This window comes from Paenibacillus tianmuensis, assembly GCF_900100345.1.
Taxonomy (GTDB): domain Bacteria; phylum Bacillota; class Bacilli; order Paenibacillales; family NBRC-103111; genus Paenibacillus_G; species Paenibacillus_G tianmuensis.
Map to the genome: position 1 here is coordinate 1 of NZ_FMTT01000043.1, position 15,783 is coordinate 15,783.

At 48.7% G+C, this 15,783-nt stretch carries 16 protein-coding genes and 2 pseudogenes; 5 read left to right on the forward strand and 13 right to left on the reverse strand.

All coding sequences use genetic code 11. The annotated features are described in order from the left end of the window. The 3 genes and pseudogenes from BLO51_RS22175 to BLO51_RS22185 form a co-directional block, all read right to left on the reverse strand. Nucleotides 1–194: pseudogene (locus BLO51_RS22175) on the reverse strand (ISL3 family transposase); the annotation flags it as partial. A 206-nt stretch (nt 195–400) separates the two neighbouring features. Next, entirely contained in the window at nt 401–835 is a 435-nt protein-coding gene (locus BLO51_RS22180) for a PaaI family thioesterase (protein ID WP_090675308.1), read from the reverse strand. Further along, entirely contained in the window at nt 832–1,773 is a 942-nt protein-coding gene (locus BLO51_RS22185; RefSeq protein ID WP_090675310.1) for a DMT family transporter, read from the reverse strand. Before BLO51_RS22185 ends, BLO51_RS22180 begins: the two co-directional genes overlap by 4 nt. 191 nt (nt 1,774–1,964) lie before the next feature. Here BLO51_RS22185 and BLO51_RS22190 point away from each other — a divergent pair, with 191 nt between their 5' ends. Together BLO51_RS22190 and BLO51_RS22195 are read left to right on the forward strand one after the other, a co-directional pair. Continuing rightward, entirely contained in the window at nt 1,965–3,401 is a 1,437-nt protein-coding gene (locus BLO51_RS22190) for an aminotransferase-like domain-containing protein (protein WP_090675311.1), read from the forward strand. A gap of 65 nt (nt 3,402–3,466) precedes the next feature. After that, the gene (locus BLO51_RS22195; protein ID WP_090675313.1) at nt 3,467–3,964 is read left to right on the forward strand and encodes a DinB family protein; all 498 of its coding nucleotides are present in this window, start codon (nt 3,467–3,469) and stop codon (nt 3,962–3,964) included. 194 nt (nt 3,965–4,158) lie between these two features. Here the strand turns inward: BLO51_RS22195 and BLO51_RS22200 are convergent, their stop codons facing one another. Further along, entirely contained in the window at nt 4,159–4,497 is a 339-nt protein-coding gene (locus BLO51_RS22200; protein WP_090675315.1) for a hypothetical protein, read from the reverse strand. A 411-nt stretch (nt 4,498–4,908) separates the two neighbouring features. Here BLO51_RS22200 and BLO51_RS22205 point away from each other — a divergent pair, with 411 nt between their 5' ends. Both BLO51_RS22205 and BLO51_RS22210 read left to right on the forward strand, forming a co-directional pair. Then, entirely contained in the window at nt 4,909–5,484 is a 576-nt protein-coding gene (locus BLO51_RS22205; protein ID WP_090675316.1) for a TetR/AcrR family transcriptional regulator, read from the forward strand. A gap of 19 nt (nt 5,485–5,503) precedes the next feature. Continuing rightward, a complete protein-coding gene (locus tag BLO51_RS22210; protein WP_090675387.1) occupies nt 5,504–5,944 on the forward strand; it encodes a hypothetical protein in 441 nt (146 codons plus the stop codon). Nucleotides 5,945–6,100: 156 nt separating this feature from the next. Here the strand turns inward: BLO51_RS22210 and BLO51_RS22215 are convergent, their stop codons facing one another. From BLO51_RS22215 to BLO51_RS22225, 3 genes and pseudogenes are all read right to left on the reverse strand, one after another. Then, a complete protein-coding gene (locus BLO51_RS22215) occupies nt 6,101–6,520 on the reverse strand; it encodes an SRPBCC family protein (protein ID WP_090675318.1) in 420 nt (139 codons plus the stop codon). Next, nucleotides 6,517–6,846, reverse strand: a complete 330-nt coding sequence (locus tag BLO51_RS22220) for an ArsR/SmtB family transcription factor (RefSeq protein WP_090675319.1) — start codon at nt 6,844–6,846, stop codon at nt 6,517–6,519. Before BLO51_RS22220 ends, BLO51_RS22215 begins: the two co-directional genes overlap by 4 nt. A gap of 285 nt (nt 6,847–7,131) precedes the next feature. Continuing rightward, nucleotides 7,132–7,464: pseudogene (locus BLO51_RS22225) on the reverse strand (winged helix-turn-helix transcriptional regulator); the annotation flags it as partial. A gap of 106 nt (nt 7,465–7,570) precedes the next feature. On the opposite strand from BLO51_RS22225, the gene BLO51_RS22230 reads away from it, so the two are divergent. Further along, nucleotides 7,571–7,963, forward strand: coding sequence for a RidA family protein (locus BLO51_RS22230; RefSeq protein WP_090675321.1), 393 nt, complete (start codon nt 7,571–7,573; stop codon nt 7,961–7,963). A 431-nt stretch (nt 7,964–8,394) separates the two neighbouring features. Here BLO51_RS22230 and BLO51_RS22235 read toward each other — a convergent pair whose 3' ends face one another. The 6 genes from BLO51_RS22235 to BLO51_RS22260 form a co-directional block, all read right to left on the reverse strand. Continuing rightward, nucleotides 8,395–9,021, reverse strand: a complete 627-nt coding sequence (locus BLO51_RS22235; protein ID WP_090675322.1) for a histidine phosphatase family protein — start codon at nt 9,019–9,021, stop codon at nt 8,395–8,397. 50 nt (nt 9,022–9,071) lie between these two features. After that, complete coding sequence (locus tag BLO51_RS22240) at nt 9,072–9,449, reverse strand: SH3 domain-containing protein (RefSeq protein WP_090675323.1); 378 nt, start codon at nt 9,447–9,449, stop codon at nt 9,072–9,074. 154 nt (nt 9,450–9,603) lie between these two features. Then, the gene (cydC, locus tag BLO51_RS22245) at nt 9,604–11,325 is read right to left on the reverse strand and encodes a thiol reductant ABC exporter subunit CydC (protein WP_090675325.1); all 1,722 of its coding nucleotides are present in this window, start codon (nt 11,323–11,325) and stop codon (nt 9,604–9,606) included. Beyond that, nucleotides 11,322–13,109 (reverse strand): thiol reductant ABC exporter subunit CydD, encoded by a 1,788-nt coding sequence (gene cydD, locus BLO51_RS22250; RefSeq protein ID WP_425415827.1) that lies wholly within the window; start codon nt 13,107–13,109, stop codon nt 11,322–11,324. The genes cydC and cydD overlap by 4 nt, the downstream gene beginning before the upstream one ends. A 100-nt stretch (nt 13,110–13,209) precedes the next feature. Further along, nucleotides 13,210–14,226 carry a cytochrome d ubiquinol oxidase subunit II gene (locus tag BLO51_RS22255; protein ID WP_090675329.1) on the reverse strand — a complete coding sequence of 339 codons (1,017 nt, stop codon included), beginning with the start codon at nt 14,224–14,226 and terminating at the stop codon, nt 13,210–13,212. After that, complete coding sequence (locus BLO51_RS22260; protein ID WP_090675331.1) at nt 14,223–15,587, reverse strand: cytochrome ubiquinol oxidase subunit I; 1,365 nt, start codon at nt 15,585–15,587, stop codon at nt 14,223–14,225. The genes BLO51_RS22255 and BLO51_RS22260 overlap by 4 nt, the downstream gene beginning before the upstream one ends. Between the last annotated feature and the right edge of the window lie 196 nt (nt 15,588–15,783).

Here is a 15,783-nt window from a genome sequence, read left to right on the forward strand (position 1 = left end):
CTCAGATGCCGAATCTTGCGCGGTTTGTTGCGGCCGTCACGCTTCACATCTTGTTCAGAATGGCAGATGGGGCAAGGTTGTTTGGTGGCTACAGGCAATGCCTCCAGATGAACTTCTTGGGCATCCATGGAGACGATTTTTTGAAGTTTTAGCTCTGGTAATCCGAGCAGTTCGTTGATATACTGGAGTGGCATCTGTCATATCCTTTTGTTGTTTTGGTAGGACTTACAACAATACAGGATTTGCAGATGTTTTTCCATTTTAATCCTCGTTCTACACTCATTTGAATTCGTCAACCGCTAATTTTGGTTTTGAGCCTAAATATTCTTCCTTTATTTAGCTTTTTCCTGCACATCGCCAATACGATTTAATGTTTGTTTCATGGGCATGTCCTGCGGGCCTACCTGCCTTGCGCCTTATCGCCCCTTAATGTCATACAAGTGCTTGAGGCATGAGCGATGAGTTTACCGTTCTCGTCTGTAATATTGCATTGGATGAACCCGATGGTCTGTCCTCGCTTGTACAGCGTAGCATGGGCCTTTATTTTGGCGTTCCATACAGGTCTAAAAAAGTTTACTTTCATCTCGATCGTGGTGAAGGTTTCGTCTTGTTGCAAGGTAGATCCGTAAGCAATGCCCATGGCCATGTCGGCAAGAATGCCGATGATACCGCCGTTGCATGTGCCTTGCGGATTCGCGTGTTGTTCCGAAGCCTGCATTTCATACGTGGCCTCGCCCTCTTCTACACTAATTAACTTCAGTCCCATAAGGCGTTCAACGGGGGACTGCTCCAATTCTCCGTTCAGCACTTTCCGATAATGTTCAAGAATGGTCATTTTGCATATTCACCTGCTTCTTTCCTCTGTCTCTGAATCAAATTATTCATCACCAGCGCGATGATCACGATGAGGATCCCTGCCAACTGCAACCTACCGACTTCAACGCCCTGGAAGGCACTGATCGTGACTGTCGTAACAGGGACGATGTTCATAAATAGCATGCCGTTCTCCGGCTTCAAAATTTTATTGCCGACGTTCCATGTGAATACGGCAAGTACGCCTGCGATCAGGATCATATACAGCAGTTCCGACCCTGTGCTTCCGATCCTCTCCGCGCTTGGCATCGTCAAGGCTCCGAAAACCGTTGCCGACAGCACGATTAAAATATTCATCAAGGACCCGAAGCATGTTGTCAAAGCGGTGTAGCGAAGCGGCGACCAGCCTGCAAATTGACTGCCACCCATCGTATAAATGACCCAGCATAGAGCACCGAGCATAATCAGCAGACTGGCGCCAATGTGCTCTTTGGTTTGAACGATTAGGGAGGGATCTCCATTCGTTATGACCAGCAGTGCGCCTGAAAGCGCAATGAAAATTGAAATAAAGGTAGACGGCTTGGGTTTTCTTTTATGCACAGCCCAATTTACACACGTCGTCATTAGTGGCATTAACGCCATGATAACGGAGGCAATGATTGCGCCTGACGGTCCGCTGAGCTGTTGTCCAACAAAGGTAAGAAAGCCGAATCCCGAAAACCCTACGGCGCCAAAAAATAATAACTTCCACGATTTCCCCTCCAATCGGAGGACGTTCTTCCCTTCGAAAACGATCAGCATTCCCAGAAGAATGAGACCAGCCCATATGTAGCGAATCGTTGTGAAATAGAACGGATCGAGAACCTTCAAGGCAACCTGCATGACGGGAAACATGCCTCCCCACGCCAGCGCAGGAATCAAACAATAAGTGATACCCGTTAATAAAGTGTTTCTGTTCATATCTAAAACCTTCTTTCATGAGCTATGCAGATTTTCCGGCGGACTTGATCAGAACCTCCTTTTTTCCCATCATAAACGAAGGCGAATAGAACAGATCGAATGGACCAGAACAGAAGGCGGGAGTTTCCTGTATAATAGAGATCACACGCGCAAGTGCGTATTTCGGGATAATGGGCCTGGGGGCAAAACATATGAAAAAAACAGTCCTTTCAAGCGGATATGCAGGCAAACTGTTTGAACAAATCTATGACTATCTTCTGGATCGGATCCGTCGCGGAGAATGGAAGCCGCATGAGAAGCTTCCCTCCATCCGCTCGCTGGCGATGGAATTCAATGTGAATCGACTGACGGTCTTTAAAGCCTATCAGCTACTGAAGGAAAATCGGATCGTTGAAGCGAAGGACAAATCCGGCTATTATGTGAGACCGGACGGCAGTCTTCCTGTGGATTCGCTGCATGATCCGATCATTTCCGCTTACGTACATGAAAGCCATCTTTCTGAAATCCATCAGGTGCAAGCCGAATATGTGTTGTCAAAATCGCTGCTCGACCCGAACCTGCTCCCTAATCTTTATTTTTCGGAATATGTGAAGCAAGTGTTCGATTTGTATCCCAAAATGCTAGGCACCTACTTTACCGCGCAAGGAGATCATGAGCTGCGGGATGCGTTGTGCCGCTACTTTACGGATTACCACCGGTTTCACTTAGCTGCAGACGAATTGTTGATCACTTGCGGATCGCAGGAGGCCATGGATTTGGTGGCCAGAGCGCTGGTTAAGCCGAGAGATGCCGTTATGTTGGAGCGTCCTACCTACAGCACGGCGATAGATATTTTCAGAAGACAAGGCGCAGCTATCGTTCCGGTCGAGATCCACCCGTACGGCTACGATCTGGAGCAGGTGGAGAAGCTGATGCAAGCCTACAAGCCGCGGCTGTTTTATTTAAATCCCACCTTTCAAAGCCCAACAGGCTATGTCGTACCCGCCGAACAAAGGAAAAGGCTCGTTGAGCTTGCCGAGCGGTATCAATGTCTGCTACTAGAGGACGATCCTTACCGCGACATTTATTTTGGCGAAGAGCCGCCACTGCCTCTTTTTGCTTACGATACGGCAGGCTGGGTCATTTATCTTCGCAGTTTCAGCAAATATATCGCTCCCGGCCTCGGCATCGCCATTGTTGCGTGCCGCCCTTCCATCATGAACTACCTGATAAAAGCCAAATTGTTGTCGGACAGCGGGACGCCTTTGGTGAATCAGAAAATTTTTCTGCATTATTTTTTCTCCGAGCGGCTGCAGCAGCATATGGAGAAACTTCGCATTGCGCTTGCGGTCCGCAAGGATATCGTAGAACAGGAATTGTCCGCTACCGACTGGCAGTGGAACTCCCCTGCAGGCGGATTCAACTTATGGGTGAAGCTGCCGGAAACGGTGGAGATTGAACGTTTACTCAGTACATGCATCAAGCAATCTATCACCTTTGTGCCCGGAGCGATTTGCGATCCGCTTAAGGAGTACAAATCATGGATACGCCTCAGCTATTCCTATCTGAATGAGCAGCTATTGAGAGAAGGCATCCTGAGGCTTGTCGAATTGGTAGACGGCGGCAGCGGTTCGTCTAAGAAACAATAGAGAAAGCCTTTCCACTCGACCGGGTTTATAGTATGCTAGCCGTATAAGGGAGGAGAGGGCATCTAATGGTGAAACAACTGATCGTCGGAGACGCCATGCATGAGCTGGCTACTACGCGCCGCATTCTGGAGCGCTTGCCCGAGGAGCATATGACGTGGAAGCCGCATGTGAAATCGATGACGTTGGGCGGGCTGGCCACGCACCTGATCAACCTGCTGAACTGGCAAGTCGCGATTTTTCTTTACCCGGAATTCGATCTTTCGACCGTGCCGCTTCGGCGGGAAGCTTTGGATAGACGCGAAGACGTGCTGGAGGAATTCGACGCGAACGTCGTCAAGCTTGAAAAGCTGTTAGCCGAATGCGACGAGAAAACGCTCGGGGAGGAATGGACCTTGCGAAACGGTGACCATATCATCCTGCGCCAACCGCGGGCGATCGCGCTTCGCACCTTCGGATTAAGCCACATGGTCCACCACCGGGCGCAGCTTGGGGTTTATTTGCGGCTTCTCGATATTCCGGTGCCGGGCCTCTACGGTCCTTCGGCCGACGAGGAAGGCAAATGATGTTCAAAGGAAATATAGTATTATGGTGGAAACATCAAATCGAAATTATTAAAAATGGTAGCATGAGGAAGGGATGTTGTTATGACGATTAATGCGAAAACCCCCATTACAACAAGTCATAATGACAATAAAGCTTCCTCGATCTCTTTCCACTCTTTGAACCGAATCGGAATTGTCTTCCGTTAGCATAGCCATTAGCATTCAAACGACGGGAATGTGAATTTGGAAAGTTGAGCATGAAATGTACCTTCCCATGACTCCCATTGTTGTAACGATACCTGTCCAACAATTTGTAACCCCGAGGGTTCAACTGAAGCATATAAGTAGTTTGATGACAACCCTTCCTCGCCAAACCACATAGGACAATGAGTCTCTTTAAGGAGATATTGTGGTAATACTGAATACACTTGCTGAAGTTGTTCCCATGTCCCATCACTAAACTCATGGAAATTCAAGCAATACACTCTATCTATAAAAACTATGCTTTGTTCGTTTGTTGCAAGCTCATTATTATCATAAAAACAAATATCCATTAGTCGCTCCTCCTTACTAAGACTGTCTTCTGAAGAATAATTTCAACACACTACTACGTTATCCTGCCCGTTAGCGTAACGATCGATCCTCAATTAATGCTTTTTTCCCAGATGCGCTGAACAGCCGCAGGGCATCGGCATGACCGCCGGTACTCTGCGACTGTTTTTTCGTCGGAGTCGATCCTCTTATTTCCGTTCCTATTAATATACTTCCCGCTAACTGTCCAAAGAAAATAAAGTTTTATGCTACTCGGCTGTACAAGTACCAGCTTGGAGAACAAATCAAAGTTGAGAGTTCGGTATTGGCAAAAAAAATCCCAGATAAAGGACTGAGAGCACCTGTGTCAGCGCTCTCAGCTTGACAAAAACTGACCATATGGTCTAATATATAACCTGGAGGTCTAATTTATTATGCAGAAGTCGTTTACGCGCACCCAAAGAGCCCGACGTGAAGACATAGTCAGTGCTGCGATCATCGTCATCAATCGCGAAGGCTGCGCTGCTGCATCAGTCGATAGAATCGCCAAGGAAGCAGAGACGAGTAAGAGCACCGTTCTGTATCATTTCAAGACGAAGGAAGCGATTTATGATGAGGTGGTCACCACGCTCTATCAGACAGGTGCTGCCTTCATGACCGAACGAATCATGGCTGTCGAGACTTGTCGCGACAAACTCTGCGCCTATTTGTCCTCTAACTTGCACTTCATCGCTGAACATGCCGCTCATGTCAACGCCGTTCACCGGATTATCGAGAATGGAGGACTCAAGAACGACGGTACCGATGCGATCACGCCGCTGGCAACACTGCTGTCATCTGGCCAGAAAGCTGGCGAGTTTGGTTCCTTCGATCCCGTGGTGATGGCGCTTGCCATCCGTTCCGTGGTCGATGGAGCATCCTTCTACTTCACAACGCATCCTGATTTGGACCTCGAACACTACATCAACGAGGCCATACAGCTTTTCGACAAAGCTACGGCGCTCTCATAGCGCGGAAAGGAATTATATGATGGACAAAAAGTTGACTGCCAACCATGCGAATCCGCAGAAAGTGTCATCGGCTTTCCATCTCGTTAGAAGGCTTATCGGCGCCTATCTCGTGATAAGCTGGCTTACCGTCGCGGTGATCATAATTTTATCGCTCGTCGCTCCAAACCAAGTAAACTCAGAGGCTTGGGTACGCGGCATCATTGTTGCGATTACATCCATCCTTACGTTCGTCTTCGCCAATCGGACAGCCGCGGGCAAACCGCGAGCTTTGCTACGATTGCGCATCGTCGTGATAGTCTTGCTCATCGCGTTCACCGCCGTGCTTTTCTTCCTGCCCTTGCCAGTCTGGATGAAAGTTGAACAGTACATTTGCACTGCATTACTCCTGATGACTGCCATTCTCATCTTTCGGCCCATTTTCATGAGGTACAAAGAAGAAGGACGATCTGAGTCCACATGAAAATGAGACAAATGTTAAGGGAGAGGCATGGAGAACAAACCTGCATTATCATTTTTGTGGATAAAAAGTAAGAACCCTCCAAATTTGGAGAGTTCTTTACGTTCACGTGAATGACTGAATTTAAACGAATACAGCCGGTGGCTTTTGGCTCGGAAACTACGCCAACACCTTTTCAAGCTCGCCACACCATTTACCCCAGCCATACCTTGCGCCTTCGACTCCTTGAGCATTTGAGAATCCGGTTTGTTCGAGATGAAGGTTAACCTTTCCGTCCCCTAAATCCTGCAGCGTCCAGGTGACCGTGTGCTTCTCCCCTCCGCTTGCCCAGGTATAGGACAACCGGTTTGGTTCGTCCACGATAAGCACTTCGCCGTCAATAATTCCATCCCACCATTCGGTCGGCTGAGCGCGAAACTGAAAACGATGTCCTACGACGGGCTTAAAATCATTTTCCATCGCCTGACCGCTGTGGATGTTGACCACCCACTTGGCAAGCTTACTTGAATCGGTTAAGGCGGACCAAAGCTTCTCGATCGATGTCGCGAACTGAAAATCCAAGGTTAATGATAAACTCATTCTTCTTCCTCCTCTAATAGTTGGTTCAAGCGCAACATATTCGCACTCCAGAATTTGCTGTAGAAAGCCGCCCAATCTTGAATTTCTCTGAGTGGAGAGGCGTTTAGCCTAAATCGCGTTTCTCTGCCGACTTTTCGGTCAAGCACCAGTCCGGCCTCTTTAAGGATTGTCAAATGCTTGGATACCGCTGTCCGGCCCATTGGAAACTGTGCCGTTAACTCATGAAGCGGTATCTCCTCTTTCTCTGCTAACAGACGAATCAGTCGGCGCCTGGTTGGATCTGCAATTGCGTCAAACACATCCCGCAACGGGTTGTTCTCGCTCACAACACTCTCTCCTAACTATTATTACCAAGAAACGGCCGTTAATTTCACCACCTTCTTAAAGTTTGCGGCTCTTCGGACGTAGTGCCCACGAGGCGATATTTAGTGCAGCATATAAAAGCAGAAGGATAATATGAAACCTGTAATCACCATGGTCGCCCTAATTGGACACCATTTAGTGTCGGTTTGATTATAAGACACCATTTGGTGTCTTGTCAACGGCGTTTTTAAACAAAATAAAAAACCGCACACTGCGCGGAACTTAATGACTGGATCTAATTTAATTATTTTGGTTTTTACTCCCCACTCACATAACTTTTCCAAAACGGGTAATAGGGTTTCCGCTTTATCTGTGAGACTGTACTCGACTTTAGGGGGAACTTGAGGATACTCTTTCCGTTTCACGAGACCGTCCGCTTCCAATTCTTTTAGTTGTGAACTCAACATTTTGAAAGTAATAGCTCCTATTTGTCTTTTCAGATCGTTAAAGCGAATCGGTTGGTTTTCTGCTAAAAGGTAAATAATAACCATTTTCCATTTACCGCCAATCACTGACATTGTATAACCAAAAGGGGTATCTTGAATATTTCTAACTTTACCTTTATATTCAGCCATACTCATATTTACACTATCCTTTCGGGTATTACCTATCAAAAAAGTGCGTACTACTTTTTTATTTGTGCTCAGTTTATACTAACCTTACTTTGAAGCTAAAGGAGAGAAAAAAATGACTAGTGCTAAAATCTACAATCACGGTGTTGCATGGGAAGAAGCTTTCGGCGTCACCCAAGGTTACAGCGTCAACGGTACCATCTACATTTCGGGACAATTTTCCCACGATATGCAGGGCGCGTTCGTTGGCGAGGGCGATATCGAGGCACAGACCCGGCAGTCGCTGGAGAACCTCGATCGCGTGCTGGCGGGATTTGGTGTCACGAGGTCGAACATCGCTGAGATGGAGGTCTTTCTGACAAACCCGCAAGAGCATTTCGAGCAGTTCATCGTTCTGTACAAGGAGTATGTGGGCGACCATCGGCCGGCCGTCACCCTCATCGGCGTGTCGGGTCTGGCGTTCCCTCATCAACTGATTGAAATTCGCGCCGTCGCACACACCGACTAACTCAGCCACCGAGGTCGGCGTAGCGCCGGGCGGTCGGGCTCGAAAAGACGCGACCGCTATTGGCGCAAAGCGGAATGTTCGTCGCCAAATAAGCGTAAAATAGTCCCCATCTGATCGCTAAAACAACTGCATATCACTTAAGACGAGGGATAACGGGTAGTTGTTACGTTAAGATACCCGTTCCGTCAAAACTTTTTCACTCCCATCTGAAGCCCCCCTCCCAACGACATAATTGTTACGATCAAATTTCAATCGGTACACATTCTTGGCCTCAAACGATATTACGCGGTGTTTAATCGGCTTATGTTTTTGTAGAGCATAAAGGCTGCCAGATCGATCTGTCGGCAGCCTTTGCTTGTCGTTTATTGAGCTATCGTACGCGTTAAGTTGAATCAATCGATTGCCTAACAAATTATGCTTTTCCACTTGAATTAACAGTTATAATCAAGATGGCATGTATCGTTTAATTTTGAAACATTTTTGCTCTCTGACCATTCAATAATGTTAAGTAAAGTTATGCTGCATGGAGCTATATCAAATGATACTTTTGAAATCAGTTCTTTATCAAACTCCAGCCACCAGTGTATTATTGAATTAATTGTATTTGAATGAGCCACAATCACAGTCGTTTCATGCACTTCGTTCTTAATTCGCTCCATGAATCGCACTACCCTATCATGCATCATTGTCCAGCTTTCTGCCTCTGGATAAGGTATCCAGTCAAGTATTGGATAGGTAATGGGTCGCTTTAATTCTTCTGCTTGTTCCTTGGTTTTGTTCGCCGCTAGTCCATTGCTTAATTCCCTGAGTTCTTTAACAACAATAGGGCTTTTTGAAATAATTTGGCCTATTATTTCAGCTGTATCGCTTGCCCTTGTAAGGTCGCTGGAATAAAAATTTATCGGTTTACCGCTCAATAACGAACACAATCTTTTTCCTGTTAATTTCGCTTGAACGCGTCCATTTTCGGTTAATGGGGTATCTGACCATCCGCCGACTACACCTTTCAATAAGTGTTCCGCTTCTCCATGTCTGATTAAGTACAATTCCTTTAACAATTTTAATCCCCTTTTTTCGCACGCCCTTGTTCAATTACTCGGCATCATTATCATTTGCCCGAAAAATTATTTACCGGCTCCACATGATCCAGCGGAACCCAGCCCCATTCTGCTTCTTCCCCTTCCCGCTGGCACCATACCCATTCGTTCAGCTCCCGGTGCACAATCACGATATCGCCGGGGTCCACATTCAATTCATTGGCGGAATACGATTCCCGAATGATGCCTTCCCGATCCCGATTCTCGATAATCTGCTCGGGCACCCAGCCCTCCTGCTTCCGATCGAGCGTATAACAGTAGCGCCAGTTAGGCCAGCCTTCCGGGCCATCATACAATTCTCGCAGAATCACACGCTCTCCGGCTGACAAACGGATCGGCTGGGGGTAATCGGAACGATGGGGCTTGATCACTTTGTATGTACGGCTCATCTTGCCCTCCTCCTTCTTCCTAGAACATATATTCCTATCATAACAGAAATCGTCTCCTATAAAAATTCCCAATGGCCCACGCAACCATCGGGAACAAAGCTTTATTTTCTTAGGGCTAAAAAGACGCACAACGACGCTTACGCGATCTGTATGATCAGGCTTCACCGATCATTTGCAGCTCAATTTGCTTCAGTTCATAAAAATATCCCTTTTGCTCCATCAGCTCTGAATACGTTCCCGCTTCAATGACTCTTCCTTGGTCCATCACCAAAATCCGGTCCATCTCTTCCAAGCCGGTCAGCCGATGGCTGATCAGAAGAAGCGTATCGTCCTCCGCCTGTGTCAACAGATTCTGGAAAACGCGTTGCTCCGTAACGTAATCCAGAGAAGACGTCGGTTCGTCCAGAAGCCATAGCCGTCCTTTCCTCAACATTGCCCGGGCCAAGGCTAGACGTTGCTTCTCCCCTTCCGACAGGTTCTCCCCTTTTTCATACACTGTATCGTCCAGCGATACATTCGGCAGCTGCGCTTTATCCAGCATAGCCAACAACTCTTCGTCGGAATGACACTCCTCATTCAGCAACAGGTTCTCCCGAATGGTACCCCGAAAAAAATGGCTGTGCTGCAGCACAACATTTGACGCTTGCCAAATGCTCGCTTCATCCAGTTCCTTAACGGAAGCGCCATTTAAAAGAATCTGGCCGTCTGTCGGTGTACGAAGCTTGAGCAGCAGTTCAATAATGGTTGTTTTTCCTGATCCGCTCGGTCCGACAATAGCGGTTTTAGAACCGGCTGGAATAGGAAGGGAAATGTCTCTCAGCGCCGGGCGCCCTTCATCTTTATATTGAAACGAAACGCCGCTTAGCTCAATCGAAATGCCCTGATTGACGAAAAGTACACCGCTTGGCTGAGGCGGCAGCAAATCGGCGGCATGAACCGTTTCCGCAAGCCGTTTGGCCGCATGTTCGCTATCCTGTTTATAGGCTGGCAGCGTAGCCATTGGTGCAGCTTCTTCAAACACCGTAAGCGAAGCCATAATCAACATGGCGAGATACACGCCGGCAAGCGAGCCGCCCATAATCAAATAGGCGCCAAGAACGAGCACACCCCAGGAAATGAGATGCGTTGCAAAAGCATGGAGCGATTGCCCTCGCAGCAAGTGCCTGGCTGCTGCCTGCTGTTCGTCCGCCAGTGCGGCGGAGGCATGGTGCAGCTTCTGCTCGCGCTTATTCAATTGTCCGTATACTTTTAGATCGCGGAAGCCATAAAGCAGCTCCGTCACTTCAGTAGACAGCACCGCCCGCTGCCGACGAACACGGCCATGAATCTTTCTCTGCCCAAGCAGAACAAGTCCCGGAACCACAAAAGCCGTTATCAGCATCCCGAGTACAAACAAACAGGCCATCCAGAATGAAAAGGCTGAAGTAAACAAAACCGTGGCCAAAAAAACCATAACGACAATGACAGGTGGATAAGCGACACGCAAAAAATAATGCTGCAAGCTTTCTACATCCCCAACGATACGTGCCAGCAGCTCGCCACTTCGTTTTTGGCCCAATATCCCCGGCGTCAAAGGTACTAGCTTGGCAAAAAATGAGGTGCGCAAATTGCTGAGCAGAGAGAACGTCGCCTGATGGGAATACAAGCGTTCAGCGTAGCGGCTTGCTGCCCGCAGCAGGCCAAGTATTTTGACCAGGGACGTCAGCACAATCAAGGTATAGAGTGGCGGAGCAAACACGGTCTGGGAGATCAGATACCCGCTTGTGGCAAAAAGGCATACACCGGCTATGCCGGCAATGAATCCGCCGATGATCGCGATGGCGATATCCTTCCGTTCCTGAATCATCGCCTTTGTTAAAATAGCCAGCTCGTTCATGCGAATCCTCCCTTCCGCCCGACATCTACCATCTCAGCATATTGAGGCAGACGCACTAGAAGCTCCTCATGGCTCCCGCAGTCCAGCAGTACTCCGTTGTCCATAAACAAGATGCGATCGGCATGTCGTATCGTGTACAAGCGGTGAGCCACGGTAATCATGGTCGCCTTGCTTGCAAGGTCCGCAATGGAACGCTGCAGGACGCGTTCGGTCTGCAAATCCAATCCTACCGTGGGCTCATCAAACAAAATGACGTTAGGCCGCTTCAAAAAAGCGCGTGCCAGCGCAAGCCTTTGCTTCTCGCCACCCGATAATCCCCTGCCGCCTTCACCGACGAAGGTATCATAGCCCTTGTCCAATTCGGCTGCAACGGCAGCCAGGCCAGCGGCCTCTGCAGCCTGTACGATATCAGCTCTGGAGACATCCCGGTCCGCGCCAATCACAATATTGTCGGCAAACGTGCCGGCAAAAATATACGGATGCTGGGTAATATAGCTAATGCGATCAAACCATGAAGCCTCATCGTATTGCGCAAGCGGACGTCCGTTCACCAGCACTTCTCCCGATAACGGCTTCAGCAACCCGGCAATGAGATGCAGCAAGGTGGTTTTGCCGGAGCCGCTTTTTCCGACAATGGCGATTTGCTCCCCCGGTCGAAACGACAGGGAACCGACTGCAAGCTCGAACGAATCCGGCGCATACCGAAACCGGATATTCCTCAGCTCGATGGATGGCGGCATCCGGAACAAGCCCGAATCGGCTGTCCCATGCTTGTCCGCCTTATCCATCCTATCACCCTCGTCTGTCACGTCCGTTTTCCCAGCCCCCTCCCGGCTATCCATGATCGCGCGCTCTTCCCTTGTTTCTGCAAGCATTTCTTCCACTTTACTTACAGCCCCCATACTGGTGCGACCGTTGTGAAAAGCAGTTCCCGTGTTTTTTAACAGACTGTAATACTCAGGCACCAGCAGCAGGATCAAAAAAGCCGTGTGGAAGGAAAGCGATTTGAAAACCAGCAGTTGAAGCGCCAGCTCAAGGGCAACCATGCCAATGCTCAACATCACGATGGATTCCAGCATGAAGGTGTTGGTAAACGCAATCCGCAAAATGCCCATCGTCGCATCCCGATAGCCAAGGCTGCTGCGTTCAATTTCCTGCTGCTGGCGATGAGCCCGGCCAAATAGCTTCAAGGAGACAAGCCCTTGTAGAGAGTCCAGAAACGTACCGGAAAATTCGGCAAGCTGCGCAAATTTCTCCTCTGACTTGTTCTTCGTTTTCAGCCCCACAAGCACCATAAAGATCGGGATAAAAGGGGCGGTAACAAGCATAATCCAGCCGGAATTCGTATGCTGGGTAAACACAACGGCTAAGATCAGGATCGGAATGATGGCAGCTTCCATCATACGCGGCATATATTGGCTGAAATAACTGTCCGCCTCATCCACGGCGTCCAGCGCCACACTCACCTTTCCGCCCGTTTGCCCAAGAAGCGCCGAAGGTACGGAAGCATTGGCCAGCTTTCGCAGCACCGCTGCCCGCATCTCTGTCTTGGCGCTGGCCGCCATCTGCAAACCGATTCGCCCGTTTCCGTACGACAGCAGCGTACGCGCAGCGATGACGGCCAGCAAAACGCCAAATATAACAACAACCGACGAAAAGGAAGCGCGCTGCACAAAAATCCTTTCGACGGCTTCTGCGAGCAGTGCCGCCTGGCCAGATATGGCTGCACCGAGCGCAAGCGACATCCCCCCCAAGAGAACAAGACGTTTCCGTTGTACGGACATTAGCTCAGACATAAGACCGGTTTTCCCCTTCACGCAGGCTCCCCTCCTTTATACAAGCGCCTGTAAAGTACTCCCGACATGCATTCATGCACACACCCGCTTATTTTTTGCCTTTTACATAATCCGCATCAAACAGGAATAGCCTGAAGACCAGAATAAGGGACGGAATCAGCAGGCACAGGCCGCCGATAAAGGCAACCACAAGTGCAAGGCCCATCGACTCATGCGTGGCGCCGCTTTGAATGGTAATGTACGGGTCCAAAATATAAGGATATTGCCCTATACCGTACGCAAAAAAGGCACAGAAAAATTGCAGCATCACACAAATAAAGGCCAGTCCGTAGCGGCGCCCGTTGTACAGCAGCCACATGGCGATCATGAAAAAACCAACGGAAAGCGCCAGCAGCCACCACAAATCCATCATGTTTTGAAAATGCCGCTCATTGTGTTGACTGAGATAAATAAATGCCGTAAGAGCGGCGATAATCGTTGGCGTACCCCAAAAAAGGGCATAGGTCCGCGTCAGCTTTAGCGCTGACTGATCGTCCGCCCGGGAAGCGTAGAAGGCCAGGAACGAACCGCTAATGAACAGCACCGATACGATGGCCAAGGCGACGATGCTCCATGACAACGGGCTTGTCATCAGCGCCCAATATTCCAGAGAAACCGCTCTGCCTTCCTCCACAATAAAACCGCCTTCGGAAAGCGTCAGTGCTACCGACAAAGAAGCCGGAATTAATAAACCCGTTGACCCATATAAGAACAGATACACGATGTTTTCTTTGGAGCCGTAATTTTCAAACGCGTAAAAGGAGCCGCGAATGGCCAGCAAAATAATGGCGATGCTTCCCGGTACAAGCAGCGCAGAGCCATAATAATAGGCCGTGTCAGGAAAAAAACCGACGATTCCGACGAAGAAAAAGACAAAAAACACATTGGTAATCTCCCAGACCGGCGATAAATAACGGGATATCAAACGATTGATAAGGTGATCCTGTTTCGTCAGACGGGCATAGAAGGCAATAAAACCGGCGCCGAAATCAATGGAGGCCACAATTAAATAGCCGTACAAAAACAGCCAAAGCACGGTGATGCCTATCAACTCGTAACTGATCATACCGGTTCACCCTTTTCCCTGGTTTGAACATGATTCTTTTTCGCAAACTGTTCCAGCTCGATTTCTGCCGGTTTATTACGGAACAAGCGCCTGAGTACAAAGACACACATGATCCCCAGTACAATATACAAAAGAAGGAAGAGGAAAAAGAGAATCCTCACATTCGGCGATGAAGTAGCTGCTTCCTCTACTCGCATATATCCGCGGATCATCCACGGCTGCCGCCCGACTTCCGCATAAAACCAGCCCAGTTCAACGCCCAAAAACGCCAGTGGCGTACTAAAAACAATCGCCCGAAGCAGCCACTTGTTGAGCTCATTGCGTTTCTTCCAGAACAAAAACAGGAAATACAGGAGCGCAACGGCCAAAATAACAAAGCCGGTCCCGGCCATCAAATCAAACAAATAGTGCACAAGGAGCGGCGGACGTTCATCGAGCGGAAACTCCTCCAGCCCCTTTACCTCGGCATCAAAGTCCCCAAAGGCCAGGAAGCTAAGAACCTTCGGAAGGTGAATAGCTCCCATTACTTTCTGCTCGGCGTTCAGCCACCCCAATAAAATCAAATCCGCTCCGCTTTCCGTTTTAAAATGCCATTCTGCGGCCGCCAGCTTCTCCGGTTGATGCTCCGCCAAAAACTTAGCCGACAAATCACCCGCTATGGTTGTCAGCAAGCTGAAGACGAGAACAACTCCCATCATGAGCTTCAACGCTTTCTTGTAATACGTCGATGCCCCTTTTCTTAAAATAACGTAGGCAGCGATTCCCGCCAGCAAGGCTGCCCCCGTCAAATAGGCCGAGGATAGTATATGGAATACTTTTGAGGGCGTCGCCGTATTAAACATCGCTTGCAACGGATTCACTGCCGTAAAGTGGCCATCTTCCATGACAAAGCCTCCGGGCTGATTCATAAATCCGTTCACCGTCGTAATAAAAAAAGCGGACATGCTTGCCCCGGCGACAATCGGTAACGTCAGCAGCCAATGGATATACGGATTGCGGAACCGGTCCCACGTGTACAAATAAATCCCCAGGAAGATGGCCTCAAAAAAGAACGCAAAAACCTCCATAAATAACGGGAGAGCGACCACATTTCCTGCCAATTGCATAAAGTTCGGCCAAACCAACGCTAGCTGCAAGGCAATCGCCGTTCCAGTCACCACGCCCACCGCCACGGAAATGACAAATCCTCGCGTCCATCTTTTGGCCATGAGAATGTAATGGGGGTCCTTCTTACGTATACCGACGAATTCGGCAATTGCAATCATTAACGGAACACCAACGCCAACCGTGGCAAAAATAACATGAAATGTCAATGTCAGCCCCGTTAACCATCTGCTCCACAACACCGTATCAAGATCCATGCCAGACTGTCTCCTTTCAAACCTGTTCATTCGTATCGGAGTTGACCCTGTCAAATACATGTCCGATATATAAAAGTTATTATAACGAAGCATTGTCTCAAATTTTCACGAAAGCTTCGCCTTTCAAAAAAAAATTAAAACTTTCCGAAAACTCGGTGAAAAACGCGAAAACCACTCCATCGGGTCATTGTTCCAG

Coding starts and splice junctions, on each gene's coding strand:
- BLO51_RS22185 (WP_090675310.1), bottom strand. CDS start 1,773: ATGAACAGAAACACTTTATTAACGGGTATCACTTATTGTTTGATTCCT.
- BLO51_RS22215 (WP_090675318.1), bottom strand. CDS start 6,520: ATGAGTTTATCATTAACCTTGGATTTTCAGTTCGCGACATCGATCGAG.
- BLO51_RS22180 (WP_090675308.1), bottom strand. CDS start 835: ATGACCATTCTTGAACATTATCGGAAAGTGCTGAACGGAGAATTGGAG.
- BLO51_RS22200 (WP_090675315.1), bottom strand. CDS start 4,497: ATGGATATTTGTTTTTATGATAATAATGAGCTTGCAACAAACGAACAA.
- BLO51_RS22205 (WP_090675316.1), top strand. CDS start 4,909: ATGCAGAAGTCGTTTACGCGCACCCAAAGAGCCCGACGTGAAGACATA.
- BLO51_RS22230 (WP_090675321.1), top strand. CDS start 7,571: ATGACTAGTGCTAAAATCTACAATCACGGTGTTGCATGGGAAGAAGCT.
- cydC (WP_090675325.1), bottom strand. CDS start 11,325: ATGAACGAGCTGGCTATTTTAACAAAGGCGATGATTCAGGAACGGAAG.
- BLO51_RS22240 (WP_090675323.1), bottom strand. CDS start 9,449: ATGAGCCGTACATACAAAGTGATCAAGCCCCATCGTTCCGATTACCCC.
- BLO51_RS22195 (WP_090675313.1), top strand. CDS start 3,467: ATGGTGAAACAACTGATCGTCGGAGACGCCATGCATGAGCTGGCTACT.
- cydD (WP_425415827.1), bottom strand. CDS start 13,109: ATGTCCGTACAACGGAAACGTCTTGTTCTCTTGGGGGGGATGTCGCTT.
- BLO51_RS22255 (WP_090675329.1), bottom strand. CDS start 14,226: ATGATCAGTTACGAGTTGATAGGCATCACCGTGCTTTGGCTGTTTTTG.
- BLO51_RS22190 (WP_090675311.1), top strand. CDS start 1,965: ATGAAAAAAACAGTCCTTTCAAGCGGATATGCAGGCAAACTGTTTGAA.
- BLO51_RS22210 (WP_090675387.1), top strand. CDS start 5,504: ATGGACAAAAAGTTGACTGCCAACCATGCGAATCCGCAGAAAGTGTCA.
- BLO51_RS22260 (WP_090675331.1), bottom strand. CDS start 15,587: ATGGATCTTGATACGGTGTTGTGGAGCAGATGGTTAACGGGGCTGACA.